This is a genomic window from Micromonospora sp. NPDC049139, assembly GCF_055586845.1.
In genome coordinates this window covers 1-24,307 of sequence record NZ_JBVJHK010000017.1, presented here as the reverse complement: position 1 = coordinate 24,307, position 24,307 = coordinate 1, and the positions used below count along the sequence as shown (strand labels likewise).

The following is a 24,307-nucleotide window of genomic DNA, read 5'->3' as shown; positions in this document are numbered from 1 at the left end:
ACCTTCATTCGAACACGCGTACGAGCGGAGTGCAAGCGAATCGCCGTGTTCCCGCCCACCTCGGCGTTCGGTCAGTGGCCGGCGGGTGGAGGATGGAGGCATGGAGAGGTCGACGTTCGTCTACGACGGGGACTGCGCGTTCTGCACCCGGTGCGCCGAGTTCATCGACCGGCGGATCCCCACGGGTGTGCACGTGGTGCCGTGGCAGTTCGCCGACCTCGACGCGCTCGGGCTGACCGAGGCGGAGTGCGAGGAGGCGGTGCAGTGGGTCGGGGCGGACGGCTCCCGCGCGGCCGGCCCCGACGCGATCGCGAAGCTGCTCGGCGACAGCGGCCCGCTCTGGCGGGTGGCCGGCACCGGCCTCCGGTTCCCGCCGGTACGCGCCGCCGCCTGGCCCGCGTACCGCTGGGTCGCCCGCAACCGGCACCGGCTCCCCGGCGGGACGGCCGCCTGTGCGCTGCCGCAGGAGGCGCGGGAGCGCCTCTACGGCCCGTCCGGTCGGCCGGCGGCGGACGCCTGACCGGCGAGTGACGGCGCGGGGCCGCCCGCGTCGGCGGGCCGTCCACCGTCCCCCGCGCGGCGGGTGAGCAGCCGGCGCGCCCAGACGACCGGCCGGACCCGTTCCAGCGGCAGGAAGCTGGTCATCGCGGCCAGGTGCGGGGCGAACGAGATGGTGATGGTCGCGACGGTGACCAGGTGGAACGAGTAGAAGAAGCCCACCGTCGCCAGCCGCCAGCGTTCCCGCAGCAGGAAGACCACCGGGCTGAGCAGTTCGAACGCGACGATGCCGAACTGCGCCACGATCAGCAGGTACGGCACCGAGGCGATCAGGTCGGCCAGTTCGGTGCCGCGCCGGAGGATCGCCCGGGCCAGCACCGAGCCGGTCAGCCAGTCCAGCCCGCCGAAGCGCAGCTTGGCCCAGGCGGCCAGGAAGTATGTGCAGATGACGGCGATCTGGGTGACCCGCAGGGCCCAGCCGCCGGCCTCGGAGCGGGTGGCGTCGCCGTGCCGGGCCCGGCCGGCGGTGGGCAGCACGGCCAGCGCGACGAGCAGGCCGAACCGGTCGTGGTCGACCTTGCCGTAGCTCATCGCGACGATCATCCACTCGAAGTAGAGCGCGAAGACGGCCCAGCCGAGCAGTCGGGGCGCCCGGCCGGTCGCGGCGAGCAGGGCGAGCAGCAGCAGGACCCAGAAGATCACGGCGACCAGCGCCGGGGTGGGCGTGGGCAGCGGCACCACCCGCCCGATGAGCAGCGGCTGGTAGAGCTCCCCGGGCACGGCGACCCGGGTGCGGATCCACGGGGTGAACACGACCAGGTCGGCGGCGACGAAGAGGTAGATCAGCGTCCGGAAGGCGGCCACCCGGCCGTGGGGCACCGGCTCGGTCAACCAGCGGCTCATCGGTCCGCCTGCCAGGAGACCACCGTCTCGTCGGTCCAGCGGCCGGTGGGCCGGCCGTCGCGGATGCCGTGCCAGCGGATCACGATGCGGACCTCCACCAGCTCGGCCGCGTCGGGGTGGCGTTCGGCGTACGCGTCGGCGACCTCGGTGAGCAGTTCGGGGTCGGCGGCGTAGCGGTCCTGCTGGCCCTCGATCTCGGCCCGGCGGATGCCGGTCGCGCGCTCGCCCAGGTCGACGACCGCGCCGGTGCTGTCGACGCCCTCGACCCGGGTGTCCGGGGCGGGGGAGTTCGGCGGGTTGGAGGTCGAGTACATCCGGAACGGGCCGAACGGGAAGTGGTCGTCGGTGCCCCAGACGGTGCCGGCGAGCAGGACGGCCAGGCCGAGGGCGGTGGCGGCGAGCCGGATCGCGCGTCCACGGCTGGTCAAGGTCTCCATCGGGTCGTGACGATACGGGATGTACCGCCCGCTCCGGGTCCCTCCGACGGCCACTTGTCGTCGCCGGGCGGACGGGGTCGCGGACGCGACGACGGCCGGGCCCGTGGGGCCCGGCCGTCGTGGAGTGGGTCGGCTCAGTGCTGGTGACCGGCCAGCTTCTGCCGGACGTCGTCCATGTCGAGCGCCTGGACCTGCTCGATCAGGTTCTCCAGGGCGGACTCGGGGAGGGCGCCCGGCTGGGCGAAGACGATGACGCCGTCGCGGATCGCCATGATGGTCGGGATGGAGCGGATGTCGAACTTGGCACCCAGCTCCTGCTGCGCCTCGGTGTCGACCTTGCCGAAGACGATGTCGGGGTGCTTCTCCGAGGAACGCTCGTAGACCGGGGCGAACCGCTTGCACGGGCCGCACCACTCGGCCCAGAAGTCGACGAGCACGATGCCGTCGCTGCCGGCCACCTCGTCGAAGTTTGCCGTGGTCAGCTCTACGGTTGCCATGAAAGTCTCCGATCGGCGCGGAATAGCTACGTCTGGTGGAACCAGGGCGTACCGCGTGGAATTCCCGACAGTTGCGCGCCGAAACGCGCGCCCACGGCCCGTGAGGGTGGTCCCGCTCCCATCGACGGAGGTGGCTTTGCCCGAGGTGCTGATCGCAAGTGCACGACGCATTTGCGTGACCAGCGGTGATGGGAGCGCTTCCATGAAGATCGACTCAACGGATCGTCGTAATTCAGCAATCTGGCGGTTGACAAGCGGCTATCCGATGTGCGGAGATCGCCGACGGCTCCCGATGTGATGACGCAGGGTAGTGTTACGAAAAGATAAATGTGACCTCTGTCTCTGTTCGGCCCTCGTTCTCGTACGGCAGAATCTTCCGCATCAGAGCGTGGGCGGCGGGTGCCGGGGAGGGCCCCGCCGCTCATTGCGTCTCCCCTCGGTGGCGCCGGTGTGACATTTCCGCACGGCCCGCGCCCCACCCATCGCCTTAACACTCCATAAGGCATGCTGTGCCGAACTCCATCGCCGCCCGTCGAAGGGGACAAGGATGCAGTTCGGCCGCTACTACGAGGAGTTCGAGGTCGGCGCGGTCTACCGGCACTGGCCCGGCAAGACGGTCACCGAGTACGACGACCACCTCTTCTGCCTGCTCACCATGAACCACCACCCGCTGCACCTGGACGCGCACTACGCCGAGTCCGCGAGCCAGTTCAAGCGCAACGTGGTGGTCGGCAACTACATCTACTCCCTGCTGCTGGGCATGTCGGTGCCCGACGTCAGCGGCAAGGCCATCGCGAACCTCGAGGTCGAGTCGCTGCGGCACGTGGCGCCGACCTTCCACGGCGACACGATCTACGGCGAGACCACGGTGCTGGACAAGCGCGAGTCGTCCTCCAAGCCCGACCGGGGCGTGGTCTCGGTGGAGACCCGGGGTTACAACCAGGACGGCACCATGGTCTGCGTCTTCCGCCGCCGGGTGATGGTTCCCAAGAAGGAGTACGCGGCCACGACCGTGCCCGAGGGCGTGGACCCGGAGCGGCCGAGCTTCCCCGAGCCGCGCTGACGTCGACGGCCCCTTCCCGCCGGGTTCGTGTGGAAGGGGCCCTTTTCCCCTTCCGGGGCATATGCTGGCGCCGGAGGTCCCCATGAGCCACTCCGTCGCCGGAGAGCCGCCCTCTGCCGGCCGCCGGGCCGCACCGCTGACCACCGCCGTCTACTCCGCCGCCGAGTGGGATCTGCTGACCAGCCTGCCCGGTCGGGTGATCGTGGCCGCCGCCGCGCCCGGCCCTGGGCGGCCCCGCCGGGGGGTCTCCGCCGGGCTCGCCGGCCTGGACGCGGTCGCGGCGGGTCGGGCCTTCGACAGCGATCTCGTCCGCGCGGTGGTCGCCGCCATCTACGCCCGCCACGACGGGGCCTCCCCGTCGGTCGACCGGCCCGCCGACCTGGTGGACCTGCTGGCCGTCTGCCGCGCGGCGACCCGGGTGCTGCGGCGGGCCGATCCCGCCGACTCGGCGGCGTACCGGCAGTGGGTGCAGTCCGTGGCGGCCCGGGTCTGCCGGGCGGCGACGCCCGGGGCCGAGGCGCTGCCGCCGGCACCCGCCGACCGCCGCTTCCTCGACCGGCTCGGCGGCGCACTGGGGCTGGGCTGAGTCGCCGCCGGTCGACCCGTCGGCGCCCCGGGCCCGGTGGCCCGCCGATCCGGCTGCTGCCGGACCGGGCCGCCGCCGGGGGCGCGGCCCGGGGTCGGGCACGTGGGCCGTACCCTGCGTGACCGTGACCGGAGACCAGCTCGACGTCGGCGTGGGACCGTGGCCGGGGGACCCGCCGGACGACCCGCGGTACGACCCCGAACTGCTCGCCGAGGGCGACCGGCGCAACGTGGTCGACCGGTACCGCTACTGGCGGCGCGAGGCCGTGGTGGCCGACCTGGACCGGCGCCGGCACGACTTCCACGTGGCGATCGAGAACTGGCAGCACGACTTCAACATCGGCACGGTCGTCCGCAACGCCAACGCCTTCCTCGCCGCCGAGGTGCACATCGTCGGCCGCCGCCGGTGGAACCGGCGCGGCGCGATGGTGACCGACCGCTACCAGCACGTGCGGCATCACGAGACCATCGAGGAGTTCGTGGCCTGGGCGGTCGCGCGGGAGTTGCCGGTGGTCGGCATCGACAACCTGCCCGGGTCGCGCCCGCTGGAGACCACCACCCTGCCGCGACGCTGCGTGCTGCTCTTCGGGCAGGAGGGACCGGGCCTGTCCGACCCGGCCCGCACCGCCTGCGACCAGCTCTTCTCCATCGCGCAGTACGGCTCCACCCGGTCGATCAACGCCGGCGTGGCCAGCGGCATCGCGATGCACGCCTGGATCCGCGCGCACGCCGGCCCGCCGCCCGCCTGAGCGGGTCGTTCCCGGCACCGGCCGGCGGCACCGAAACCGGCGCTCCGCTTGACGGGGCGGCGGCGCGGGGCGACGGTGGGAAGGTGAGTGTCGCGGTGAGTTGTCCGAGATGTGGCGGGCCCGTGCGGGCGCCGGACCTGATGCACACCGAATCGCGTTGCCTGGACTGCGGGCCGGTCCCCCCGCTGCACGTGCCCGAGCACATCGGCGCGGAGATCGTCGCCAGCGTGGTGGACCGCATCACCGCCGCCGCCGACCTGCCGCGCCGGCCGGCGACGCCGCTCTGGTGCCCGTGGCCGCTGCCGCCGGGCTGGACCATGACCGGGGTGGCGTACGCCGGGGACGACCGGACCGGCGTGCGCGCCACGGCGGTCGCCTGCGCCGGGCCCGCGCCGCTCGGCGAGGGCCCCGCCGATCTGGTCTTCGTGGCCGAGGAGCCGGGCGTCGGCCTGGGCACCCGGTTCGCCGGGATGGCCGGCCCGGACCCGGGGCCGGAACTGGCCGAGGCGTTGACCGACCCCGGGCCTGGTCACCCGGAGCACGTCGGGCAGGCCAGGATCAAGGTGGCCGGTCACCCGACTCCACTGTGGCTTGTGAGCTCGCCTACGGATCGAAGCGCGTACGCCGGCGAGGCTCGGGGAATGTGGCTCCATGCGATAGCCTGGCCGGCGAGTGCGGGTCACCTGCTCGCGGAAGACGTCGTGCTGCACGACCTGACCGAGTGGACACCGCCCGAGCTCGTGTACGGCGCACCGTCTCCGTATCTGCACGGGAAGGCTTGACAAGCTCCAGGGCTTGACAGGTCTCCCGGAATGACGGAGAACGGACGCAGATATTCACTGTACGACATCACACTGATACCCTGGGTGCCGCTGCGGTAATGGGACCCGGCGCCGCGCGAGAGGATGGCCCGCCATGGTCAAGAAGGTCCTCACCTGGGCCGGAATCGCATTCTTGATCTTCTTCGTCGCCTACCGGCCAAATTCCGCCGCGGACGTGTTCAAGTCCCTGGGCGGCGGCATCATGGACATCGCACAGGGCTTCGGCGACTTCTTCACCAGCCTCGTCGCCTAGCCGCCGATGGGTAACCCCTCCGGTCCACCGTTCGACCCCGACGACCCCGACCGGGAGCGCCGGGAGCGAGACACGGAGCCGATCCCCCGGCTCGGGCCCGACGACGGGCCGGGCTACGGCACCGGCCCGGGTCTCGGCGACGGCCCCTCCCTTTCGGACGACGCCGGCTTCGGCGACGGCCCGGCGTACGCCGGGGAGGGGCGGTCCGGTCGAGCCTGGATCCGTGATCCCGAGGCCGGCTACCAGCCGCCGCAGATCTCCGAGGACGAGCTGGCCGGCCTGCGGGCCGACGCCGCCGGCATGGCCCCGCGCCGGGTGCTGCCGCTGGAGGACGAGCCCAGCTCGCTGGTCGCGCGCTACCTCTTCCCGACCGAGCGCTACCGGGGCGAGTGGAAGCGGCACTGGATCCACCTCTCCACCCCGCTGCTGGTCGGCATCGCCGCGACGTTCGTGCTCGGCTACCTCTCCGGCTTCCTCGCCGGGCAGGACGTCGGCGCGCTCACCACGATCGCCGTGCTGCTCTGGTTCGCGGTGATGGGCTGGGTGGCGTGGAAGGTCGCCGACTGGTGGTACGACCGCTTCATCCTGACCAACAAGCGGGTGATGGTGGTCAACGGCATCATCACCCGGCGGGTCGCGATGATGCCGCTGGTCCGGGTCACCGACATGAAGTACGAGCAGACCCCGACCGGCCGGGCGCTCAACTACGGCACGTTCGTGCTGGAGTCCGCCGGTCAGGAGCAGGCGCTCCGCGAGATCAAGAATCTGCCCAACCCGAACGAGCTCTACCTGCGCGTCGTCGAGGAGATGTACGAGCCGCAGGCGGTCGAGGCGCGGCTGGGCAAGGAGGCCGACGAGGCCAAGGCCGACGACGGGGCGTGAAACTTTTCGTCCGAACATCGGAGGAACTGCGCACCATTCGCCGTCGACCCGACCTGCCCGGCCGTGGCAACCTGCCAGGGAGACGGGGCGCGGAGGTGGCTGATGGCGAGCAGGGATCCCTTGGAGGAGGAGTTCCGCGACTTCGTCGCGGCCCGCTCCGGCGCCCTGCTGCGCACCGCGTACCTGCTCAGCGGGGACTGGGCGACCGCGGAGGACCTGCTACAGACCGCGTTGACCAAGACCTACCTGGCCTGGAAGCGGCTCGGCGGGATCGAGGCGATCGAGCCGTACGCCCGCCGGGTCATGGTCAACACCTCGACGAGCTGGTGGCGCCGGCGCTGGCACGGTGAACGCCCCACCGAGGTGCTGCCGGAGCGCGCCGCGGTCGACGAGATCGAGCATCAGCTCGACCGCGACCTGCTCTGGCGCCACCTGAGCGCGCTGCCCACCCGGCAGCGGGCGGTGCTCGTGCTGCGCTACTACGAGGACATGTCCGAGGCGCAGACCGCCGCCCTGCTCGGCATCTCCCCGGGCACCGTCAAGAGCCAGACCTCGCGTGCCCTGGGCACGCTGCGCCGCCGGATGGGCGCCGAGGCCGCCCTCGACCTGCCGAGCGGGGCCGCGCCGACCCCGCCCCGGCCCCGGCGCGCTCCCGCCGACCGGCCGGCGCCCGCACCCGCCGGCGCCGGACGGCCGCCGGCGTACGGCGCACCGAGGATGGTGGTGGGCGCGGACGCGGCGGCCGTGGTCGCGGCGACCAACGCCCCGCCGCGCGTCGACGCACCGGACGTCGGGCCCGCGCCCGCGTTGCCCGCCTCCGCCGCCGGGCTGCCCGGGCCGGACGCCGGGTGCACGCCGCCCGTGGGCGAGCCGGCGGCGGAGCCCGTTCCCGTGTCGTCGGGGGCGGCGCGGGCGGGCCGTGGGGAAGGATCTGCCCCGGGAACCCCGGCCGGCCGGGCGGGGGCCGACCGCGACGAGGCGCGAGGCCTGCCGGTCGTACCGGCCGGCACCGGCGCCGGAGAGCGTCGGTGAGCCGCCCGGCGGGCCCTGCTGACAACCGGACCGGCGGCCCGAGGCGTCCATACGGCGTGACCGAGGACGAGCTGGAGCAGGCGGTGCGGGAGACGTTCGCCCGCCGGGTCGCCGTCGCCCACCCGCTCGCCGCCGACCCGGCGGGCCTGGCGATCCGCCGGGCCGACCGGGCCCGGCGCCGGCGCACCGTGGTCGGGCTGGCGCTGGCCGCGGTCACCACCGTGGGGATCAGCACCGGGATCGCCCAGCTGGGGCAGCAGCCCGGCCGGCCCACACATCCGACCGTCGTGCTCGGCGACCCGTACGCCTCGCCCCTGCCGAACCTGACCCCGTCGCTGCCGGTCGCCCCACCGACCGACCCGGCGCAGGGCGCGGGCCGGGGCGAGGTGGACCTTATCCTCGGCGCGGTGCTCGCCACCACGAGCGGGCAGCGGCTGACGCTGCCCGACGTGGGCCCGGTCGAGCGCGCCCAGCGGCTGCCGGACGGCACCGGCTGGGCCGTGGTCGGTGCCCCGACGGCGGCCGGCCAGGCGCTGTGGGTGGTGCAGCCCCACGGCGCGGTGCACCTGCTCCTGGCCGGGGCGCGGGACATCGCCCTCAGCCGCGACGGGCGCCAGGTCGCCTGGCGGGAGGGCGCCGAGCTGGTCGCCGCGGGGATCGTCGGCACCCAGGTCGTCGCCGCCGCCCGTACGCCGGCGCCGGCCGGGGCGGTGCCGGTCGGCTTCGCCGGCGACGCCGTCCTGGTGCGCCTCGACGCGGACCGGCCCGGCCACACCCTGTGGCGCCCGGCGCAGGGCCCGCTGAAGAGCGGGGGCGACCGCGCGACCGTGCGGGTCTACGGCACGCGCCCCGACGGCGTGGTGGTCGCGCAGGTGTCCGCGGGCACGCCGCGCCGGCCCTGTCTCGCCCTGCTCGACCCGACCCGAAACCTCGCGTCCGCCCGGACCGGCTGCGGGCCCACCCTCGGCGACGACGGGCACGGCGGCGTCTCGGCCGACGGCCGGTGGCTGCTGGTCAACGGGCGGGTGGGCGGCGAGGACCGGGCGCTGCTGGTCGACCTGGACCGGCTGGGCGCCACCCGGGCGGTCCGCCCGGCCGGGCCGCCCGTGCACGGGCCGGTGGCGTGGACGCCCGAGGGGAGGGCGTACTACTCCGACGCCCGTGCCGGCCTGGTGCGCGTCGACGTGAGCCGGGTGCTCGCGGGCGAGGAGTCGTCGGGCGCCCCGGTCGGCGGCATGGGCGACGGGCAGCGCCCGATCCCGGTCGGCCGCGACGGTTCCTGACCACGCCCGCGCGCCGGGCGTCGGCGGTGGCCGGTAGCGTCGGGGCGGTGAGCGCGCGCCCCCGGATCGACCTGCACACCCACTCCACCGCCAGCGACGGCACGCTCGGCCCCGCCGAGCTGGTGCGGGCGGCGGCGGAGTCGGGGCTGGACGTCGTGGCGATCACCGACCACGACACCACCGCCGGCTGGGAGCCCGCGCTGCGGGCGCTGCCGGCCGGGCTCAGCCTCGTCCGTGGGGCGGAGATCTCCTGCCGCTGGTACGGCGAGGAGCCGGCGGTGCCGTTGCACCTGCTGGCGTACCTCTTCGATCCGGACGCCCCGGAGCTGGTCGCCGAGCTGGCCCGGGTGCGAGCCGCGCGGGAGGAGCGGGGCGAGCGGATCGTGGCGCTGCTGCGGGCCGACGGGATCGACGTGAACTGGCCGGAGATCCTGGCCGGCGCGGCGGGCGGCTCGGTGGGCCGGCCGCACATCGCCCAGGCGCTGATCCGGGCCGGCCTGGTGGCCACCACCACGGAGGCGTTCGGGCCGGACTGGCTGGGCGAGCGCTACCGGCTGCCGAAGGAGGACATCGACGTCTTCCACGCGGTCCGGCTCGTCCGCGCGGCGGGCGGCGTGCCGGTCTTCGCCCACCCCCGGGCGACGCGGCGGGGGCGGATCGTGCCGGACGCGCTGATCGCCGACCTGGCCGCGGTGGGCCTGGCGGGGCTGGAGGCCGACCACGAGGACCACTCCCCGGCCGAGCGGGCGCACGTCCGCGCCCTCGCCGGTGAACTGGGCCTGCTGGTGACCGGCTCGTCGGACTTCCACGGCACGCACAAGACCGTCCGGCTCGGCGCGTTCACCACGGCCCCGGAGGCGTACGAACGGATCATCGCCGAGGCGAGCGGGGTGACCGGGATCGCTTCCGGCTGATCCGCGTTTCAGTCTCCGGCGGCGCGGCTACGTTGATCACGTGGATGCCAAGCTGTTCGGTGAGGTCTTCGTGACCCTGCTGGTGATCGTCGACCCGCCGGGCATGATGCCCATCTTCCTGGCGCTGACCGGCCCGCTCACGGCCCGGGACCGCAACCGGGCGGCCTGGCAGGCCGTCGCCCTGGCGCTCGGCGTGATCGTCATCTTCGCGGTGGCCGGCCAGACGCTGCTCGACTACCTGCACGTCGACCTGCCGGCGTTGCAGGCCGCCGGCGGGCTGCTGCTCATCCTGGTGGCGTTGGAGCTGCTGACCGGCAAGGCCGACGACCCGAGCCAGCAGGTCACCTCGAACATCGCGCTGGTGCCGCTGGGTACGCCGCTGCTGGCGGGTCCCGGCGCCATCGTCGCCACCATGCTCTTCGTCAAGGAGGCCGACGGCGGGTCGGACTACACCGCCATCGCCGCCGCGATCGTCGCGGTGATGGTCGCGGTCTGGGTGGTGCTCCGGTTCTCCGGTGGGATCGTCAAGATCCTGCGCCCGGGCGGGATCGAGGTGCTGACCCGGATCGCCGGCCTGCTGCTCGCGGCGATCGCGGTGCAGCTCATCGCGGACGCGGTGGCCGCCTTCGTGACCCAGTACGCCAACATGGCCTGACCGCCGCCCGGGTTTGTCGGGGCCGGATGGCAGGATCCAGGTGTGCGACGAGCCTCTTCAGCCGGACGGTCCTCCGCCACGGGCCGGGCGCCCCGCCCCCGGGGCGACCAGCCCGAGCAGCTCGGCTTCGAGGGCATGCCGGAACGGCTCTTCGTCTGCACCCCCAGCAAGCTCGGCGCCTACGCGGACTGCCCCCGGCGCTACCGCTACTCCTACGTCGACCGTCCGGCCCCGCCCAAGGGCCCGCCGTGGGCGCACAACTCCCTCGGCGCGAGTGTGCACACGGCCCTGAAGAACTGGTATGCCCTCAGCCCCGAGCGGCGCCGGCCCGAGGCGCTCGCCGCGCTGCTCAAAGGCACCTGGGTGCGCGAGGGCTACCGGGACGAGGAGCAGGAGCGGGCGGCCTACCGGCGGGCGCTGGGCTGGCTGGAGTCCTACGTCGAGACCCTGGAGCCGGGGGTCGACCCGCTCGGCGTGGAGCGGGTGGTGGCGGTCAAGACCGGGGTGCTGGCGTTCAACGGCCGGGCCGACCGGATCGACTCCCGCCCCGGGCCCGAGGGCCCCGAGCTGGTCATCGTGGACTACAAGACGGGCCGCACCGGGCTGGACGCCGACGACGCGCGCGGCTCCCAGGCCCTGGCGCTCTACGCGTACGCCGCCGAGCGGGTGTTCCGCCGGCCGTGCCGCCGGGTGGAGCTGCACCACCTGCCCACCGGCACGGTCGCGGCGCACGAGCACACCGTCGAGTCGCTGGCCCGGCAGCTCACCCGGGCCGAGGAGACCGCGCGCGACATCATGGCCGCCGAGCGGGCGGTCGCCGACGGGGACGACCCCGACGACGCCTTCCCCACCACGCCGGGTCCCCGCTGCGGCTGGTGCGACTACCGGCGCACCTGCCCGGCGGGGGCGCAGGCGCCCGGCAAGGAGCCGTGGGCGGCCGTCGAGCAGCCCGCCGACCGGCTGCCCGGCCGGGACTGAACCGTTCAGGCGGGGGTGCGGGCGAGGCGGGCGGCGCGTTCCTTCGCGGTCTGCTGCAACGGCCCCTCCCGCCAGCGGCGGGGCACCGCGGCGAGGGTCAGCCGGAGCGCCCGCACCGTCAGGTCGGCCGAGAGCGCGGTGGTCGGCAGGCCCAGGCCGCCGTACAGCCGCCGGGCCCAGGCGGGCAGCAGCGCGAACGCGGTGCCGGCGATGCCGAAGTACGCCCAGCGGGCCGGTCCCAGGTTGAGCCCGATCCGGGCGGGCAGGCTGAGCTTCCACGGGATCGGCGGGGCGGTCAGGAAGAGCGCCGTCTCGGCCGCCTCGCGGGTGATCCGCAGCTCCGGGCGGATCCGCCGGTAGTAGTCGGCCACCTCGGCGGCGGTGCCGGGGACCGTCTGCGGGTCGAGGCCCACCAGCGCGGCGGCGCGCCGCTGCTCGGTGTAGTAGCCGTCGATCTCGTCGGCGGTCAGCGGCAGCCCCGCCCGGCGGGCCGTGTCGAGGAACGACTCGACCTCGGTGACGTGCACCCAGCGCAGCAGGTCGGGGTCGTCGACGCGGAACTCCTCCCCGGTGGACGGGTCGGTCGCCCGCAGGCGGGCGTGCCGCCGGCGTACCCGCCGCCCGGCGGCCTCCGCCTCCGCCGTGGTGCCGTAGATGGTGGTCGCCACGTAGGTGGCGGTGCGCACCAGGCGACCCCAGGCGTCGGAGCGGTAGTCGCTGTTCTGGGCGACCCCGGCCATCGCGCGGGGATGCAGCGCCTGGAGGTAGAGCGAACGCAGGCCGGCGACGATCAGGATCGGCTCCTCGTGCACCTTCCACGTGACCGAACCCGGACCGAACAGACCGAGGTCATCGGAGTCCACCGACCAAGCGTGCCATGCCCCGCGACCCTCCGCCCCGGGCAACGGACGTCAGCCCGTCGGCCGTCCCGTCTCGGCGGGGACGGTCGGTTGTCGGCGGAGCGGCCGAGCCAGGGCCCCACGGAGCGGTCAGGCGTCGGCGGCGCGGCGGATCCGGCGCGGCTGGGTCAGTCGTCGGCGGAGCGGCGGGCCTGGCAGGTGGGGCAGAGGCCCCAGAAGGTCACTTCCGCCTCGTCGACCTCGAACCCGTGAGCGATGTCCGGGTCCAGGCAGGGGGCCCTGCCGACCGCGCAGTCGATGTCGGCGATCTCGCCGCAGCCCCGGCAGACCACGTGGTGGTGGTTGTCCCCGGCCCGCGCCTCGTAGCGGGCGGGGCTGCCGGCCGGCTCGATCCGGCGGGACAGCCCGGCCCGGGACAGCGCGCCGAGCACGTCGTAGACGGCCTGGGTGGAGACGGAGTCGAGGCGCTCGCGGACCCGCCGGGTGATCTCGTCCACCTCGAGATGGCCGCCGGCGGCCAGTACGTCGAGCACGGCGAGGCGCGGCCGGGTGACCCGCAGGCCCCTCGACCGGAGCAGCTCCTCCCCGCCGGACATCTGTCAATGACAGCACGAGGTGACCGGGTCGACAACCGGCCTCCGGCAGAGGGTGGCCCCGGCCACAGCCAGCCTGCCCGTCCGGGCGGTGAACCGGACCTGTCCGGGGTGCGTGTAGCGGATCGAGAGTTCTGGGCGGGGCGGCCGGCGCACCGTACGCTGGCAACCCGCGACCGCGTACGCCGGAGGTGTGGATGTTCAAGGAGATCCTGGGCCTGCCGGCCCACGTGCTGGTGGTGCACGCGGTCGTCGTGCTCGTGCCGCTGCTGGCCCTGCTCTCCGCCGCGTACGTGGCGCTGCCCCGGTTCCGGCCCCGGCTGGACTGGGCGGTGGCGATCCTCGCCGTGGCGGCGCCGGTGACGGCCTTCGTCGCGGTCGAGTCCGGCGAGGAGCTGAACGACGCGTTCCTGGCCCGGGGCATGCAGGGCCCGATCGTGGACCAGATCCTGGAGCACTCGCGCTACGGCGACCTCCTGTTCTGGTACGCCCTGCCGCTGGCCGTGGCGTCGCTGCTGCTGCTCGTGGTGACGAGCGGGCACCCGCGCGTGCCGAGGCTGCCGCCCTGGATCACGCCGGTGCTGTCGGTCGTGGTGGTCGCGCTCGGCGTCGTGAGCCTGGTCTACGCCTACCTCACCGGCCACTCCGGCGCCGAGGCCGTCTGGGGCAACACCCTCTGACACCCGCCCCTGGCCTCCGCGATCTTGCGCTTTCGACCCGCCTTCTGTCCCCGTTCGCGCGCTTTGCCAGGGCGGTAACTGCAAGATCGCGCTGGGGAGTGGGGTGGGTCAGAAGATCAGGCGTGAGCAGAGCAGGCAGACCAGGATCACCAGCACCGCGCCGGCCAGCGCGCCGACGCCGTACGTGAGTCGCTGCGCCCGCTGTTCCGCCGTGTCGAGCCCGGCCATGTCCTGCGGCGGCAGCCGCCGGGGCGGTGGTGGTCGCAGGTGCACCGGCGGTCGCCACCCGGCCGGGGGCGGGGTGGTGGCCGGCGGGCCCGCGTAGCCGCCCCCGGGCGCCGGCGTCGGTGCGGCCCGGGTCCCGGACTGCTCCAGCGCGGTGTCGGGCCGCCGCCAGTACTCGTCCGGGGCGCTGCCGGAGGTGGGGGTCGTCACGCCGTCCGACGCTACCAACGCTCCGGCCCGGTGACCGGCCGGACGCGGCCGGCCCACCGGCGGGTCGGCGCGGACACCCCGGTCAGCCGTGGCCGGGCAGCCTGGAGAGCCCCGGTCAGCCGTGGTCGGGCAGCCTGGCGAGCCGTGACCGGACGCCCACGGCCAGCCGTGTCGGCGGAGCCACCGGGGCACCGTGGCGGACCTGGTTCGACGCGGTGACCCGGTCGCGGCTGCGCTAGTCTTGCCGCTCGTGAGCACCGAGTTCTCTCCGACGCCGGCGGTACGCGGCGACGACGACCGTACGGTCGACCTGAGCGACGACTTCGTGGTGCTGCCCGAGCAGACCGCCGACGACACCGATCGGGGCTGGGGCGAGCGTTCCGGCGGCAACGACGACTGGCTGCTCGCGGAGCGCCCGCCGCACTGGGACTGAACCGCCTGCCAGGCGACCCACCGACATCCGAGGCTGCTTCCGCGCCTGTGGAGAAACCCCGGCGGCCTGTGGACAACGCCCCCGGGCCTGTGGATGACGCGGGCACCCTGTGGACAACCGCCTGCCGGCGACCGCGCGACCACCCCGTCGCGCCCACGGGCGTCACCAGGCGATCCGAGACGCCGCCGCGGTCGACCAGGGACCCGGGACGGCGAGCCAGGAGGCGGGGGCCGTGTCCCTAAACCGGTGGCCCGCACAGCGGGACGTGCCCGGGGCGGGCGGGGCCGGCCCCGGGACAGGATGTGGCGTGCGTCAGGAGGCGCTGGCGGTGCTGGCGGCCGGGGTCTTGCTCGCTCCGCCGCCGGAGCCGTTCGAGCTGGACGACGACGAGGACGACGAGGACGAGGCGGCGGTCGAGCCGCTCGACGAGCCGGAGTCGCCGCCGGAGGAGGACGAGTCGGACTTCGCCGGCTTGGCGGCGCCGCCGCTGCCGGTGTCGCTGCCCGAGGTGCGGGAGTCCGTGCGGTAGAAGCCCGAGCCCTTGAACACGATGCCGACCGAGTTGAAGAGCTTGCGCAGCTGCCCCTCACACGCGGGGCACTCCGTCAGCGGCTCGTCAGAGAAGGACTGCACCGCCTCGAGCTGGTGGCCGCACGCGGTGCAGGCGTACTGGTACGTGGGCACGTTCTCCTCCGGATCTGGCACGGCCGGTTGGCACTCGACGTCTTCGAGTGCCAATGGTGCGTCATCGCCCCCGGATTCGTCCAGCGGAAGTGTGGGGCGCGACACCGCCGCCCTCAGGCGCGACCCGCCGCGTCCCCGGGGGCGGCGTCAAGCGTACGCAGGCCGTCGGCGGGAGTGACCACCGCGCGCACCGGGCGGTCGTGCGGCTCGGCGGGCAGCGACCCGACCAGCTCCCCGTCGTGCAGCGGCACCACGGTCAGCGCGGTCGCGGGCACCCGGGCCAGCGCCCGGTCGTACGAGCCGCCGCCCCGGCCCAGCCGCAGCCCCCGGCGGTCCACCGCCAGCGCCGGCACCACCACCAGCTCGGCCGCCGCCACCGCGTCCCGGCCCAGTCGCGGCCCCGCCGGCTCGCGCATGCCCCGGCCGGCGGCCACCAGCGCGTCCGTGCCGGCCCAGGCCGCCCAGTCCAGGTCGAGGTCGGCACAGAGCACCGGCAGCAGCAGCTCGGCCCCCGGCGGCAGCGCCGCGTGCAGCACCGCCGGCAGGTCGGGCCCGCCCGGCTCGGAGCCGACCGGCACGTACGCCGTCATCCGGCGCGGGCGCAGCCGGCGGACGAGGGCCACCAGCTCGGCCTGGACGCGCCCGGCGGCCTCGGCCCGCGTCGGCGCGGTCAGCGCCCGGCGGGCGGCGAGCACGGCGGCGCGCACGTCCCGCTTCGCCGCTTCCGCTTCATGAGAAAAATCGGGCACGCAACACTCCTGACGCAACGTTTGTCACCTGGTTGCTCTGTGTCAGCATCGCAAGCGACGGCGGCGGAACTTCCGGGGGGACCGAGTGACGCTACGCGGGCGGTTGACCACAGCCTTCCTGGCGGTGGTGCTCGGCCCGGTCCTGCTCGGGGCGTTCTTCGTCGGTTCGACCGTGGTGGCCGTCGACCGGAGCCGTTCCACCGAGCGGCTGGCGGTGGCCGCCGCGACCGTGCGCACCTCGGTCGACGCCCTCTGTCAGCAGCTGCGGGCCGCCGCCGACGCGGTGGCCCTGACCGGCGACCGGCCCGGCGCCGCGGGCCAGGTGGTCAGCCGCGGCCTGGCGGCCGCCGTGCGGGTCACCGACGTGGCCGGCCGGGTCACCTACGCCTCGCCGGGCGGGCCGCCGGAGCCCTGGCGGGACTGCTCCACCGCCGCGCCGGCCGCCGGCCCGGTGCGGGCGCTCGCCGCCCGGGTCGACCTGCGCGACCGGTCCGGCGGGCCGCTGGGCACGGTCGCCGCGGCGCATCCGGTCGACCCGGCCTTCGTGGCGCGGCTCGCGGCCGTGACCGGCGTGGCGGTCACCCTGCTCGACGACGCCGAGGCGCCCGTCCGGCTCGCCCACACCACCGAGTCGACCGGGGTACGCGACGCCGTGCTCGCCGCCGCCGGCACGGTCGACGGCGAGCGGGTCACCGAGACCGCCGACGGCCGGTACGTCCGCCGGGTCGGCCCGTCCGCCGGGCAGCCCCTGCCGCTCGTGCTCTCGGTCCCCAGCGACCAGCCGCCCGGCCTGTACGCCGCCCTGGTCGCGGCGGTGCTCGTGGCGGCCCTGCTGGCCGTGGTGGCCGCCGGGCGGCTGGCCCGGGTGACCACCCGGCCGCTGGTGGAGCTGGCGGGCGCGGTCGACCGGGTGGCCCGCGGCGACCTGACCGCCCGGGTGCCGGTGCGCAGCCGCGACGAGATCGGCCGGCTGGCCGGCGCGTTCAACCGGATGACCCGGGAGACCGGCACCTACGTGGCGGCGCTGACCAGCAGCCGCGACCAGTTGCGCGGGCACCTCGCGGTGCTGGGGGACACCCTGGCCAGCACGCACGACCTGCAACGCATCCTGCGGGTGATCCTGCACAGCGCGATCGCGGCGACGGGCGCCCGGGCCGGCGCGGTGCTGCTGGTCGACGACGGCGGGGTGCTTGTGGCGCAGTGCGCGGAGGGGCTGGACGGGCGCTGCCCGCCCGAGGAGCGGGCCGGGCCGCTGCGGGTGCCGCTGGGCAGCGGCGTGCTCGGGGCCGTCGCGGCGACCGGCGAGCCGCAGCGCGGCCGGGCGGAACCCTCCGCCGTGCCGCCGGGCGAGCCGCGCTGCCGGACGTACGTCGCGGTGCCGTTCGCCGCCCCGGGCGCCACGGGCGCGGTCGACGCCGCCGCCCGCGCGGACGCCCCGCCCGCCCGGCCCTGGTCGTCGGAGCCGGCCTCCCCGGCCGGGGCGCTCGGTGTACTGGCCCTCTACGACCGGCTCGGCGCGGACGAGTTCGACGACGACGACCTGGTGACCCTGCGGACCTTCGCCGGCCACGCCGCCGTGGCGGTGGACAACGTGCGGGTGCACGAGGAGGCGCAGCGGCTCTCGCTGACCGACCCGCTGACCGGGCTATGGAACTACCGCTACCTGCGGGAGTCGATCCGCCGGGAGGTCGAGCGGGCGAACCGGTTCGGCCGGATGCTCAGCGTTCTCGCCCTCGACCTGGACCGGTTCAAGGACGTCAACGACACGCACGGGCACGCGGCCGGCGACGCCGTGCTGGCGGAGTTCGCCCGCCGGGTGCGCGGCGAGATCCGCGAGGTCGACCTGGCCTTCCGGCAGGGCGGCGAGGAGTTCGTGGTGCTGCTGCCGGAGACCGACGCCCGGGGGGCGGCGATCGTCGCGGAGCGGCTCGGCGCGGCGATCCGGGAGGCCCCGATCACGGCCGACGGGCACGGCGGGGCCGCGCCCGTGGCCATCGCGGTGACCGTCTCCATCGGCATCGCCGTCTATCCCGGCCACGCCAGCACGGGCCAGGAGGTGCTGGACGCCGCCGACGACGCGCTCTACGCCGCCAAGGCGGCCGGCCGGGACACCTGGCGGATCGCCGACGACCGGGCCGACGACGAACCGGCTGACCCGGGCCCGGCGCACGACGAGCGGGCGGACGGCGGCCGGGCGGACGACGAGCGGGCGGGCGGCGGCCGGGGCGGCGAGGAGCGGCCGGGCGGCGGCCGGGCCGGCGAGGAGCCGGTCGCCCACGGCCAGGCCGACCCGCCGGCCCGGGAGATCCCCGTCCCGGCGGGCGCGGTCAGCCCCGAGGACGGGCTGCCGCGCGCCGGCGCCCCGCGCCAGCCGGCCCGGACCCGCCCCGAACCGGCCGATCCGGTCGACGCCGAGCCGCGCGGCGCGCCGGCCGGACCCGGGGCCGAGCCGCGGACCGCGCCGGCCGGACCAGGTCCCGCGCGGCCCGGCACGAGCGGCGGCGCGTCTTCCGGTCCTCACCCTCCACGGCAGAGCCGTGGCCGATAGTCTCGCGACATGTCGGAGCACTCAGCGAACCCCTCAACGGCGACCGCCGCAACCGGTCGCTCCCGCGCGGTCAAAGCAGTCATCCCGGCCGCCGGACTGGCCACCCGGTTCCTGCCGGCCACGAAGGCGGTGCCCAAGGAGCTGCTCCCGGTGGTCGACCGGCCGGTGCTGCAGTACATCGTCGAGGAGGCCACCCAGGCCGGCATCGGCGACGTCCTGCTGATCACCGGGCGGGGCAAGACGTCGATGGTGGACCACTTCGACCGCCGCCCCGACCTGGAGGCCCGGCTGGAGGAGAAGGGCGACGCCGAGCGGCTGGCCGCCGTGCGCCGCCCCAGCGAGCTGGCCGAGATCTACACCTGCCGGCAGCCCGAGCAGCTCGGCCTCGGCCACGCCGTCGGTTACGCCGAGTCGCACGTCGGCGACCAGCCCTTCGCGGTGCTGCTCGGTGACGAGTTCGTGAAGCAGTCCGAGCCGCTGCTGCCGGCCATGTTGGAGCTCCAGGCCCGCACCGGCGGCGTCGTGCTGGCCTTCTTCGAGGTCGACCCCTCCGAGACCAAGCGCTACGGCATCGCCTCGGTCGAGCCGGCGGAGGCGGAGCTGACCGACATCGGCGAGGTCGTCCGGGTCACCGGCATGGTGGAGAAGCCGAAGCCGGAGGACGCGCCGAGCAACCTCGCGGTGCTGGGCCGCTACGTGCTGCCCGCCAGCATCTTCGACGCGATCCGGCGTACGAAGCCGGGCAGCGGTGGGGAGATCCAGCTGACCGACGCGATGGAGCTGCTGCGCAACGAGGGTACGCCGGCGCACGCGATCGTCTACCGGGGCACCCGCTACGACACCGGCATGCCGCTGGGCTACCTCCAGACCGTGGTGCAGATCGCCGCCGAGCGCGACGACCTCGGCGGCGAGTTCCGCAAGTGGCTGGCCGAGTTCGTCAACTCCGACGTGTCGGGCGTGACTGGTACATGACAGCGTCGGCCGACGCCGAGGCGGCCGCGAACGAGTTGATGCCGCTCGCCGACTACCTGGGCAGCGTGCTGCGCAGGTTACGCGCGCTGCCTCCGCTCGACCTCGACCTCACCCAGGCGCACGGCAACGTCCTCGCCGAGGACGTCGTCGCGCCGCACTCCTTCCCTGCCTTCGACCAGGCGGCCGTGGACGGGTACGCGGCCCGCTGGGAGGACATCTCCGGAGGCGGTCGGGGCGTGGGCTACGTCCCGACCCAGTCCGGCGGGCCGGGCGGGCGCAACGTCCGGCTCAACGTCGTCGGCGACCTCGGCGCGGCGAGCTGGCGCCCGGTGCGGCTCACCCCCGGCGCGTGCTTCTCCGTCGCCGCCGGGGCGCCGCTGCCGCTCGCCGCGGACGTGGTGGTCCCCGTCGAGTGGACCGACCAGGGCATGGCCGCGGTGGAGATCTTCCGCGTCCCCAAGCGCGGGTACGGGGTACGCCGGGCCGGCGAGGAGCTGCCCGCCGGGACCCTGCTGGCCCGGGCCGGCACCTACGTCTCCCCGGCGCTGGTCGCGGTGTTCGCCGCCACCGGCATCGGGCACGTGGTGGTCCGGCCCAGCCCCCGGGTGGTCATCGTGGCCACCGGCGACGAGCTGGTCGACGTGGGCCGGGGCAGCCAGCCCGGCCAGACGGTCGACGCCAACTCGCACGCGCTCACCGCGGCGGCGGCCGAGGTGGGCGCCTTGGCGTACCGGGTGGGCATCTGCGACGACGACCCGGAGGGGCTGCGCGGGCTGCTGGAGGACCAGACGCTGCGCGCCGACCTGATCATCACCACGGGGGGCACCGGCACCGGGCCGGGCGACATGGTGCGGCGGATCCTCTCCCGCCGCGAGGGCGGCCGGGCCGGGCCGGTCATGTTCACCGAGGTGGCGCTCTATCCCGGCACCTCCCTCGGCTTCGGCACGGTCGGCGCCGAGGAGGTGCCGGTGGTGTGCCTGCCCGGCGACACGGGCGCCGCCCTGATCGGCTTCGAGGTGCTGGCCCGCCCGGCGATAAACCTGCTCGCCGGGGCGGAACCGGTGTTCCGGCCCAGCGTCCGCGCGCACCTGCTGGAGACGATCTCGTCCCCGGTCGGGCTGCGCGAGTTCCGCCCCGCGCACGTCGCCGAGCGGCGCGGCGGCGGCTACACGGTCCAGCCGCTCAACGGCGGGCCGTACACCCTCTCCGGGTTGGCCGAGGCGAACGGCCTGTTGGTGCTCGGCGAGCGGGTGACCACCGCGGCGGCCGGGTCCACCGTGGACGTCCTCCTGCTGGACCGTCGCCGGTGAGCGTGGCCTCCCGGGCGCGGCTGGACGGACGGTGCGGTGCGGGCAGGAGTGCGCTTGCGATGACGCGGTCGTGAGCGGAAGCTGACGCGGTGAATCTGTTCGGGGGTGGGCGGGCGCCGGGGTGGCCGACGGTGCTGAACGATGGCCCGGTGGTGCTGCGGCCCTACCGGCGGGCGGACGCCGCCGCCTGGTCGGAGGTGCGCCGCGCCAACCAAGAGTGGCTCGCGCCGTGGGAGTCGTCCCTGCCGGGAAGCTGGCACGAGCTGAACTCGCCGGCCGCGTTCCGCTGGGTGCACCGCGACCAGCGCCGGTCGGCGCGCAGCGGCGAGGGGATGCCGTTCGCGGTCTGCCTGCGCGAGGACGGCCGGGAGCGGCTGGTCGGCCACCTCAACGTGGGCAGCATCGTCCGGCGGGCGTTCTGCTCCGGGTACGTCGGCTACTGGGTCGACTCCCGGGTGGCCGGTCGCGGCATCATCCCGACCGCGTTGGCGCTCGCCGTCGACCACGCCTTCGGCGCGGGCGGGCTGCACCGGGTCGAGGTGAACATCCGCCCCGAGAACCGGCCGTCCCGCCGGGTGGTGGAGAAGCTGGGCTTCCGCGAGGAGTCGTACCACGTGCGCTACATGCACATCGACGGTGCGTGGCGGGACCACATCGGATACGCGATGACCAGTGAGGAGGTCGCCGCCGAGGGCGGCCTGCTGGGCCGCTGGCACCGGATCCGCGCCGTCGCGGGGTGAGCCGTCCCACGGACGGGATCGGCGCGGCGCGTCACCATCCGCGTCGGCGGCCCGTAACCTCAAGTGACTGCAAGCTGTGGCAAGCGCTGCTCCACCCGTACGATCCACGCACCCGACCACGCTCGGTGGAAGATCCTGCGGTCGGGCGGCGGTTGCTCCGAATTCGGTGACGGGAGGGGTGAGGGTGCCGACCTCGGTGCTCCTCGCCGTCCTCGCCGCCGCCGGCCTGCTCGCCCTCGCGCCGGCGCTGGTCCGCCGGTACGACGCCACCGAGCGGCTGGTGGCGGAGCGGGCGCAGTCGACGGCGCGGGTGCTCCAGCGCCGCCGGCGGCGTCGTACTGTCCCGGGACGGAAGCCGGTCCACCCGCCCCGATCCCTCGTCGTCACCCTGAGCGAGAGCAAGGACGCGGGGGGTCTCGCGGCCCCGGTCTCCGCGCCACCCGCCGCCCGCCGGTCGAGCCGGCTGCGCGCCGTGCCGCCCGCCGGGAAGAAGAACCGCCGCCGCCCGCCGCCCCGCCGGCAGCACACCCCCGCCGTCTACCGCCGACGCCGGGTGCTCGCCGCGCTGCTCCTGCTCAACTTCGTCGAGCTGATCGGCGTGATCGTGGTCGGCCCCGGCTTCTGGATCAGCTTCGGGGTCACCGCCACCCTGCTGGTCGCGTACGTCGTACACCTGCGGGCGCGGGCGGTGGCGGATCGCCGGCGGCGGCGTGCGCAGGCCCGGGAGGCGGCCTGGCTGGCCGCCCGGCAGGCCGAGGTGCGGCGGGAGCAGGCCCGTCGGGCGGCGGCCCGCCGGGAGGCGCAGCGCCGCCTGGCGGCCCAGCGCGAGGTGATACGCCGCGCCGCGATGGGCCTGGACCGGCCGGCCGACCTGCCCGCGGCGGCCAACGGCGGCTCCGTGTCCTACCGGCGTACGGGCGGCCTGCGGGGCCGCCCGTACCAGTCCGGGCGCGGCACCCACTCGGCTTGAGTGTCGGTTTCCGACGCGGCCCGGATGTCCGCTTCTGGCGTCGCCGATCCGATCCTCCGAGGGTCGGTTCTCGCCAAGATCCCGCCGCGCCGGGGGTGGATTCGCGGCGGGGGCGGTCGACCTGTTAGCCTTGGCGCCGGCCCGCCCGGTGAAAGCCGGGTGGGACCGACGCCGGTTCGCCGGCGGAGGGGCTGTGGCGCAGACCGGTAGCGCACCTCGTTCGCATCGAGGGGGTCAGGGGTTCAAATCCCCTCAGCTCCACCAGTAACACCGATGAGCAGCGGAAACGCCGCTCCAAGGTCATCCGGCTCAGATCGGGCACAAGTCAGATCCGATCTTGGTGCTCGGGTGGCCTTTTTCGGTTCTCCGCCGCCTGCCGCAGTGCCGTGCTGACGACGTTCCGGCGGCGGTTCTTCTTGGGCCACCAGTGCACGTAGGTCTCCAGCGTGATCCGCAGGCTGGAGTGCCTTAGCGCCCGCTGAACGTCCGTGGGGTCGGCGTGGGCCGCGATCAACGCGGTGGCGAAGTAGTGCCGCAGGGAGTGGAAGGTGCCGGTGTCGGGCCAGCCTGCCCGCTTCCGCCAGCCGCGCCACATGTCCGACCACCGCTGGTCGTGGATCGGCCGGCCCCACGGGTCGGCGAACAGCAGCGCGACATGTCGGCGGGTCGGGCTCTTGCCCGGGTCCGGCGTGCCGGCGGTGATGTCCGGCAGTTCGACGGTGGCCGGCGGGTGGTCGCGGACGTGATCGGCGAGGACGGCGGCCACCTGGTCGTCCAGGTCGACGTCGCCCACTGAGCCGGACTTCGGTGGGGCCAGGTAGAAGCCGCCGTAGGCGACCTTGTGGAACCGCAGTTGCTGAACCACGTGGACCTCTTGGTGCTCGTAGTCGATGCACCGGGGGCTGTCCTCCATGCCCAGCACTTCGCCCAGGCGTAGACCCTCACCCGCGCCGAGCCAGATGGCCGCTCGGTACTCGGCGGGGACGACTTCGACCAGGGCGAGCACGTCGTCGGCGGTCGGCACCCACTTGGGTGCCCGAGAGAATCCCCGCAGGATCGCCGACAGCCGGATCGCCCCCACCATGTGGTCGAGTACAGCGACGGTGAGGTGCGGCAACAATTTTCGATCTGCTTTAGAGGCCGTTACATCAGCGGTGCCCCGACGATTAGCGACGAGTCATCAGCCGTGCGGTGGGTCGGCCACGACGAATTGGACCTCCTGTCGATCCACCCGTCGATGCGTCTTCGTATCGACCACGGCTTTGAGGGGCGGAACGAGCCCTATATCGGTTTAGCCGACAAGCGAGCCTGAGTGCGCCGCACGACCTCCAACAGTGGGCCCTCGGCCCTTTGCCAGAATCGCGCCGCTAGATCCTCAGGACCGTACCGCTCCCGGATCTCGGCAAGCCGCTCCTCGACCGTCAGGTCTTGGCCGTCCGGCCCTGTGGTCATGTCGGCGTACCAGAGAGCATCCGCAGTGGGTGTCTCCTCACGCTCAAACTCATTCGTCAGAACGTCGAGCATTCCCCTCTCGTCGCCTTCATAGGCGGCGCATGAGTGATGCGCGACCAAACCGGCAACGCGGTAGCTGAAACCTTGGCGCCGGAGCCACCTGGCCCCGTCCAGCGCATGAAATCCAGTTTCTGTGATACTCGGTGCATATCCGATGTCATGCAGCCATGCCGCAGCCACTAACTTGATCTTTAACCTGCGAGGGTTGGTCGGTGACCCCGACTGATCATGGGGACAGCCCTTGGTTGATCATTCTTCTTGTCGAGGGAAG

At 74.5% G+C, this 24,307-nt stretch carries 29 protein-coding genes, 1 tRNA gene and 2 pseudogenes; 22 read left to right on the top strand and 10 right to left on the bottom strand.

Translation table 11 applies throughout. The annotated features are described in order from the left end of the window. The first annotated feature begins 100 nt into the window (after positions 1–100). Positions 101–520: a thiol-disulfide oxidoreductase DCC family protein gene (locus ACZ6Q9_RS24965; RefSeq protein WP_350701473.1), complete on the top strand. Its 420-nt coding sequence runs from the start codon at positions 101–103 to the stop codon at positions 518–520. Here ACZ6Q9_RS24965 and ACZ6Q9_RS24960 read toward each other — a convergent pair. The 3 genes from ACZ6Q9_RS24960 to trxA form a co-directional block, all read right to left on the bottom strand. Then, positions 484–1,401 (bottom strand): HTTM domain-containing protein, encoded by a 918-nt coding sequence (locus ACZ6Q9_RS24960; RefSeq protein WP_396829752.1) that lies wholly within the window; start codon positions 1,399–1,401, stop codon positions 484–486. The two genes, ACZ6Q9_RS24965 and ACZ6Q9_RS24960, sit on opposite strands and share 37 nt — an antisense overlap. Then, entirely contained in the window at positions 1,398–1,838 is a 441-nt protein-coding gene (locus ACZ6Q9_RS24955) for a hypothetical protein (RefSeq protein WP_393258212.1), read from the bottom strand. Before ACZ6Q9_RS24955 ends, ACZ6Q9_RS24960 begins: the two co-directional genes overlap by 4 nt. Positions 1,839–1,972: 134 nt before the next feature. Next, positions 1,973–2,335 carry a thioredoxin gene (gene trxA, locus ACZ6Q9_RS24950; RefSeq protein WP_091098340.1) on the bottom strand — a complete coding sequence of 121 codons (363 nt, stop codon included), beginning with the start codon at positions 2,333–2,335 and terminating at the stop codon, positions 1,973–1,975. A gap of 547 nt (positions 2,336–2,882) precedes the next feature. Between trxA and ACZ6Q9_RS24945 the strand changes: the two genes are divergently transcribed. From ACZ6Q9_RS24945 to ACZ6Q9_RS24895, 11 genes are all read left to right on the top strand, one after another. Then, on the top strand, positions 2,883–3,398 hold the full coding sequence (locus tag ACZ6Q9_RS24945; RefSeq protein WP_350678051.1) for a MaoC family dehydratase: 516 nt from the start codon (positions 2,883–2,885) through the stop codon (positions 3,396–3,398). Between the two features lie 61 nt (positions 3,399–3,459). Further along, complete coding sequence (locus tag ACZ6Q9_RS24940; RefSeq protein WP_393258217.1) at positions 3,460–3,984, top strand: hypothetical protein; 525 nt, start codon at positions 3,460–3,462, stop codon at positions 3,982–3,984. Between the two features lie 124 nt (positions 3,985–4,108). Next, on the top strand, positions 4,109–4,732 hold the full coding sequence (locus ACZ6Q9_RS24935) for a TrmH family RNA methyltransferase (protein ID WP_357694048.1): 624 nt from the start codon (positions 4,109–4,111) through the stop codon (positions 4,730–4,732). A gap of 83 nt (positions 4,733–4,815) precedes the next feature. Further along, the gene (locus tag ACZ6Q9_RS24930) at positions 4,816–5,514 is read left to right on the top strand and encodes a DUF6758 family protein (RefSeq protein ID WP_396829748.1); all 699 of its coding nucleotides are present in this window, start codon (positions 4,816–4,818) and stop codon (positions 5,512–5,514) included. Between the two features lie 133 nt (positions 5,515–5,647). Beyond that, complete coding sequence (locus ACZ6Q9_RS24925) at positions 5,648–5,806, top strand: hypothetical protein (protein WP_007455302.1); 159 nt, start codon at positions 5,648–5,650, stop codon at positions 5,804–5,806. A gap of 6 nt (positions 5,807–5,812) precedes the next feature. Then, positions 5,813–6,688, top strand: coding sequence for a PH domain-containing protein (locus ACZ6Q9_RS24920; protein ID WP_350678039.1), 876 nt, complete (start codon positions 5,813–5,815; stop codon positions 6,686–6,688). Between the two features lie 102 nt (positions 6,689–6,790). Continuing rightward, a complete protein-coding gene (locus ACZ6Q9_RS24915) occupies positions 6,791–7,720 on the top strand; it encodes a SigE family RNA polymerase sigma factor (RefSeq protein WP_396829746.1) in 930 nt (309 codons plus the stop codon). A gap of 56 nt (positions 7,721–7,776) precedes the next feature. Further along, positions 7,777–9,003 carry a hypothetical protein gene (locus ACZ6Q9_RS24910; protein WP_396829744.1) on the top strand — a complete coding sequence of 409 codons (1,227 nt, stop codon included), beginning with the start codon at positions 7,777–7,779 and terminating at the stop codon, positions 9,001–9,003. Positions 9,004–9,050: 47 nt separating this feature from the next. Beyond that, the gene (locus ACZ6Q9_RS24905; RefSeq protein WP_396829742.1) at positions 9,051–9,917 is read left to right on the top strand and encodes a PHP domain-containing protein; all 867 of its coding nucleotides are present in this window, start codon (positions 9,051–9,053) and stop codon (positions 9,915–9,917) included. A gap of 40 nt (positions 9,918–9,957) precedes the next feature. Then, positions 9,958–10,572 (top strand): MarC family protein, encoded by a 615-nt coding sequence (locus ACZ6Q9_RS24900; RefSeq protein WP_357457187.1) that lies wholly within the window; start codon positions 9,958–9,960, stop codon positions 10,570–10,572. Between the two features lie 135 nt (positions 10,573–10,707). Continuing rightward, a complete protein-coding gene (locus tag ACZ6Q9_RS24895; RefSeq protein WP_393259190.1) occupies positions 10,708–11,550 on the top strand; it encodes a RecB family exonuclease in 843 nt (280 codons plus the stop codon). A gap of 5 nt (positions 11,551–11,555) precedes the next feature. Here the strand turns inward: ACZ6Q9_RS24895 and ACZ6Q9_RS24890 are convergent, their stop codons facing one another. After that, a complete protein-coding gene (locus tag ACZ6Q9_RS24890; protein ID WP_396829739.1) occupies positions 11,556–12,413 on the bottom strand; it encodes an oxygenase MpaB family protein in 858 nt (285 codons plus the stop codon). Between the two features lie 164 nt (positions 12,414–12,577). Further along, positions 12,578–13,006 carry a Fur family transcriptional regulator gene (locus ACZ6Q9_RS24885; protein ID WP_350701451.1) on the bottom strand — a complete coding sequence of 143 codons (429 nt, stop codon included), beginning with the start codon at positions 13,004–13,006 and terminating at the stop codon, positions 12,578–12,580. Between the two features lie 194 nt (positions 13,007–13,200). Here ACZ6Q9_RS24885 and ACZ6Q9_RS24880 point away from each other — a divergent pair, with 194 nt between their 5' ends. Then, positions 13,201–13,683, top strand: coding sequence for a DUF2231 domain-containing protein (locus ACZ6Q9_RS24880; RefSeq protein WP_396829737.1), 483 nt, complete (start codon positions 13,201–13,203; stop codon positions 13,681–13,683). A 108-nt stretch (positions 13,684–13,791) separates the two neighbouring features. On the opposite strand, the gene ACZ6Q9_RS24875 is transcribed toward ACZ6Q9_RS24880, so the two are convergent. Beyond that, positions 13,792–14,118, bottom strand: a complete 327-nt coding sequence (locus tag ACZ6Q9_RS24875) for a hypothetical protein (protein WP_396829735.1) — start codon at positions 14,116–14,118, stop codon at positions 13,792–13,794. 250 nt (positions 14,119–14,368) lie between these two features. On the opposite strand from ACZ6Q9_RS24875, the gene ACZ6Q9_RS24870 reads away from it, so the two are divergent. Next, positions 14,369–14,551 (top strand): hypothetical protein, encoded by a 183-nt coding sequence (locus ACZ6Q9_RS24870; protein WP_396829734.1) that lies wholly within the window; start codon positions 14,369–14,371, stop codon positions 14,549–14,551. 307 nt (positions 14,552–14,858) lie between these two features. Beyond that, positions 14,859–15,080: a hypothetical protein gene (locus ACZ6Q9_RS24865; RefSeq protein ID WP_393453710.1), complete on the top strand. Its 222-nt coding sequence runs from the start codon at positions 14,859–14,861 to the stop codon at positions 15,078–15,080. Between the two features lie 14 nt (positions 15,081–15,094). Here ACZ6Q9_RS24865 and ACZ6Q9_RS24860 read toward each other — a convergent pair. Then, positions 15,095–15,235, bottom strand: a pseudogene (locus tag ACZ6Q9_RS24860) (FmdB family zinc ribbon protein); the annotation flags it as partial. 113 nt (positions 15,236–15,348) lie between these two features. Continuing rightward, positions 15,349–15,984, bottom strand: a complete 636-nt coding sequence (locus tag ACZ6Q9_RS24855) for a 5-formyltetrahydrofolate cyclo-ligase (protein ID WP_393452999.1) — start codon at positions 15,982–15,984, stop codon at positions 15,349–15,351. 85 nt (positions 15,985–16,069) lie between these two features. Between ACZ6Q9_RS24855 and ACZ6Q9_RS24850 the strand changes: the two genes are divergently transcribed. The 6 genes from ACZ6Q9_RS24850 to ACZ6Q9_RS24825 all read left to right on the top strand — a co-directional run bounded on the left by ACZ6Q9_RS24850 (position 16,070) and on the right by ACZ6Q9_RS24825 (position 22,788). Then, positions 16,070–18,532 carry a diguanylate cyclase gene (locus ACZ6Q9_RS24850; protein ID WP_396829732.1) on the top strand — a complete coding sequence of 821 codons (2,463 nt, stop codon included), beginning with the start codon at positions 16,070–16,072 and terminating at the stop codon, positions 18,530–18,532. A 9-nt stretch (positions 18,533–18,541) separates the two neighbouring features. Then, positions 18,542–19,504, top strand: coding sequence for a UTP--glucose-1-phosphate uridylyltransferase (locus ACZ6Q9_RS24845; protein ID WP_396829731.1), 963 nt, complete (start codon positions 18,542–18,544; stop codon positions 19,502–19,504). Beyond that, positions 19,501–20,814: a molybdopterin molybdotransferase MoeA gene (locus tag ACZ6Q9_RS24840; protein WP_357694079.1), complete on the top strand. Its 1,314-nt coding sequence runs from the start codon at positions 19,501–19,503 to the stop codon at positions 20,812–20,814. The genes ACZ6Q9_RS24845 and ACZ6Q9_RS24840 overlap by 4 nt, the downstream gene beginning before the upstream one ends. Positions 20,815–20,945: 131 nt before the next feature. Further along, a complete protein-coding gene (locus tag ACZ6Q9_RS24835; RefSeq protein WP_393258250.1) occupies positions 20,946–21,554 on the top strand; it encodes a GNAT family N-acetyltransferase in 609 nt (202 codons plus the stop codon). Positions 21,555–21,732: 178 nt separating this feature from the next. After that, entirely contained in the window at positions 21,733–22,524 is a 792-nt protein-coding gene (gene sepX, locus ACZ6Q9_RS24830; RefSeq protein WP_396829730.1) for a divisome protein SepX/GlpR, read from the top strand. 187 nt (positions 22,525–22,711) lie between these two features. Beyond that, positions 22,712–22,788, top strand: a tRNA-Ala gene (locus ACZ6Q9_RS24825). A 61-nt stretch (positions 22,789–22,849) separates the two neighbouring features. On the opposite strand, the gene ACZ6Q9_RS24820 is transcribed toward ACZ6Q9_RS24825, so the two are convergent. Continuing rightward, positions 22,850–23,608 (bottom strand): tyrosine-type recombinase/integrase, encoded by a 759-nt coding sequence (locus ACZ6Q9_RS24820; RefSeq protein WP_396829729.1) that lies wholly within the window; start codon positions 23,606–23,608, stop codon positions 22,850–22,852. Between ACZ6Q9_RS24820 and ACZ6Q9_RS24815 the strand changes: the two are divergent. Then, positions 23,600–23,836: pseudogene (locus ACZ6Q9_RS24815) on the top strand (NUDIX hydrolase); the annotation flags it as partial. The gene ACZ6Q9_RS24820 and the pseudogene ACZ6Q9_RS24815 sit on opposite strands and share 9 nt — an antisense overlap. On the opposite strand, the gene ACZ6Q9_RS24810 reads toward ACZ6Q9_RS24815, so the two are convergent. Beyond that, positions 23,806–24,216, bottom strand: a complete 411-nt coding sequence (locus ACZ6Q9_RS24810) for a phosphohydrolase (RefSeq protein WP_396829728.1) — start codon at positions 24,214–24,216, stop codon at positions 23,806–23,808. The pseudogene ACZ6Q9_RS24815 and the gene ACZ6Q9_RS24810 overlap by 31 nt on opposite strands. Between the last annotated feature and the right edge of the window lie 91 nt (positions 24,217–24,307).

Coding starts and splice junctions, on each gene's coding strand:
- ACZ6Q9_RS24945 (WP_350678051.1), top strand. CDS start 2,883: ATGCAGTTCGGCCGCTACTACGAGGAGTTCGAGGTCGGCGCGGTCTAC.
- ACZ6Q9_RS24965 (WP_350701473.1), top strand. CDS start 101: ATGGAGAGGTCGACGTTCGTCTACGACGGGGACTGCGCGTTCTGCACC.
- ACZ6Q9_RS24880 (WP_396829737.1), top strand. CDS start 13,201: ATGTTCAAGGAGATCCTGGGCCTGCCGGCCCACGTGCTGGTGGTGCAC.
- ACZ6Q9_RS24940 (WP_393258217.1), top strand. CDS start 3,460: ATGCTGGCGCCGGAGGTCCCCATGAGCCACTCCGTCGCCGGAGAGCCG.
- ACZ6Q9_RS24960 (WP_396829752.1), bottom strand. CDS start 1,401: ATGAGCCGCTGGTTGACCGAGCCGGTGCCCCACGGCCGGGTGGCCGCC.
- ACZ6Q9_RS24840 (WP_357694079.1), top strand. CDS start 19,501: ATGACAGCGTCGGCCGACGCCGAGGCGGCCGCGAACGAGTTGATGCCG.
- ACZ6Q9_RS24895 (WP_393259190.1), top strand. CDS start 10,708: ATGCCGGAACGGCTCTTCGTCTGCACCCCCAGCAAGCTCGGCGCCTAC.
- ACZ6Q9_RS24925 (WP_007455302.1), top strand. CDS start 5,648: ATGGTCAAGAAGGTCCTCACCTGGGCCGGAATCGCATTCTTGATCTTC.
- ACZ6Q9_RS24845 (WP_396829731.1), top strand. CDS start 18,542: ATGTCGGAGCACTCAGCGAACCCCTCAACGGCGACCGCCGCAACCGGT.
- ACZ6Q9_RS24820 (WP_396829729.1), bottom strand. CDS start 23,608: ATGGTGGGGGCGATCCGGCTGTCGGCGATCCTGCGGGGATTCTCTCGG.
- ACZ6Q9_RS24915 (WP_396829746.1), top strand. CDS start 6,791: ATGGCGAGCAGGGATCCCTTGGAGGAGGAGTTCCGCGACTTCGTCGCG.
- ACZ6Q9_RS24955 (WP_393258212.1), bottom strand. CDS start 1,838: ATGGAGACCTTGACCAGCCGTGGACGCGCGATCCGGCTCGCCGCCACC.
- ACZ6Q9_RS24885 (WP_350701451.1), bottom strand. CDS start 13,006: ATGTCCGGCGGGGAGGAGCTGCTCCGGTCGAGGGGCCTGCGGGTCACC.
- trxA (WP_091098340.1), bottom strand. CDS start 2,335: ATGGCAACCGTAGAGCTGACCACGGCAAACTTCGACGAGGTGGCCGGC.
- ACZ6Q9_RS24920 (WP_350678039.1), top strand. CDS start 5,813: ATGGGTAACCCCTCCGGTCCACCGTTCGACCCCGACGACCCCGACCGG.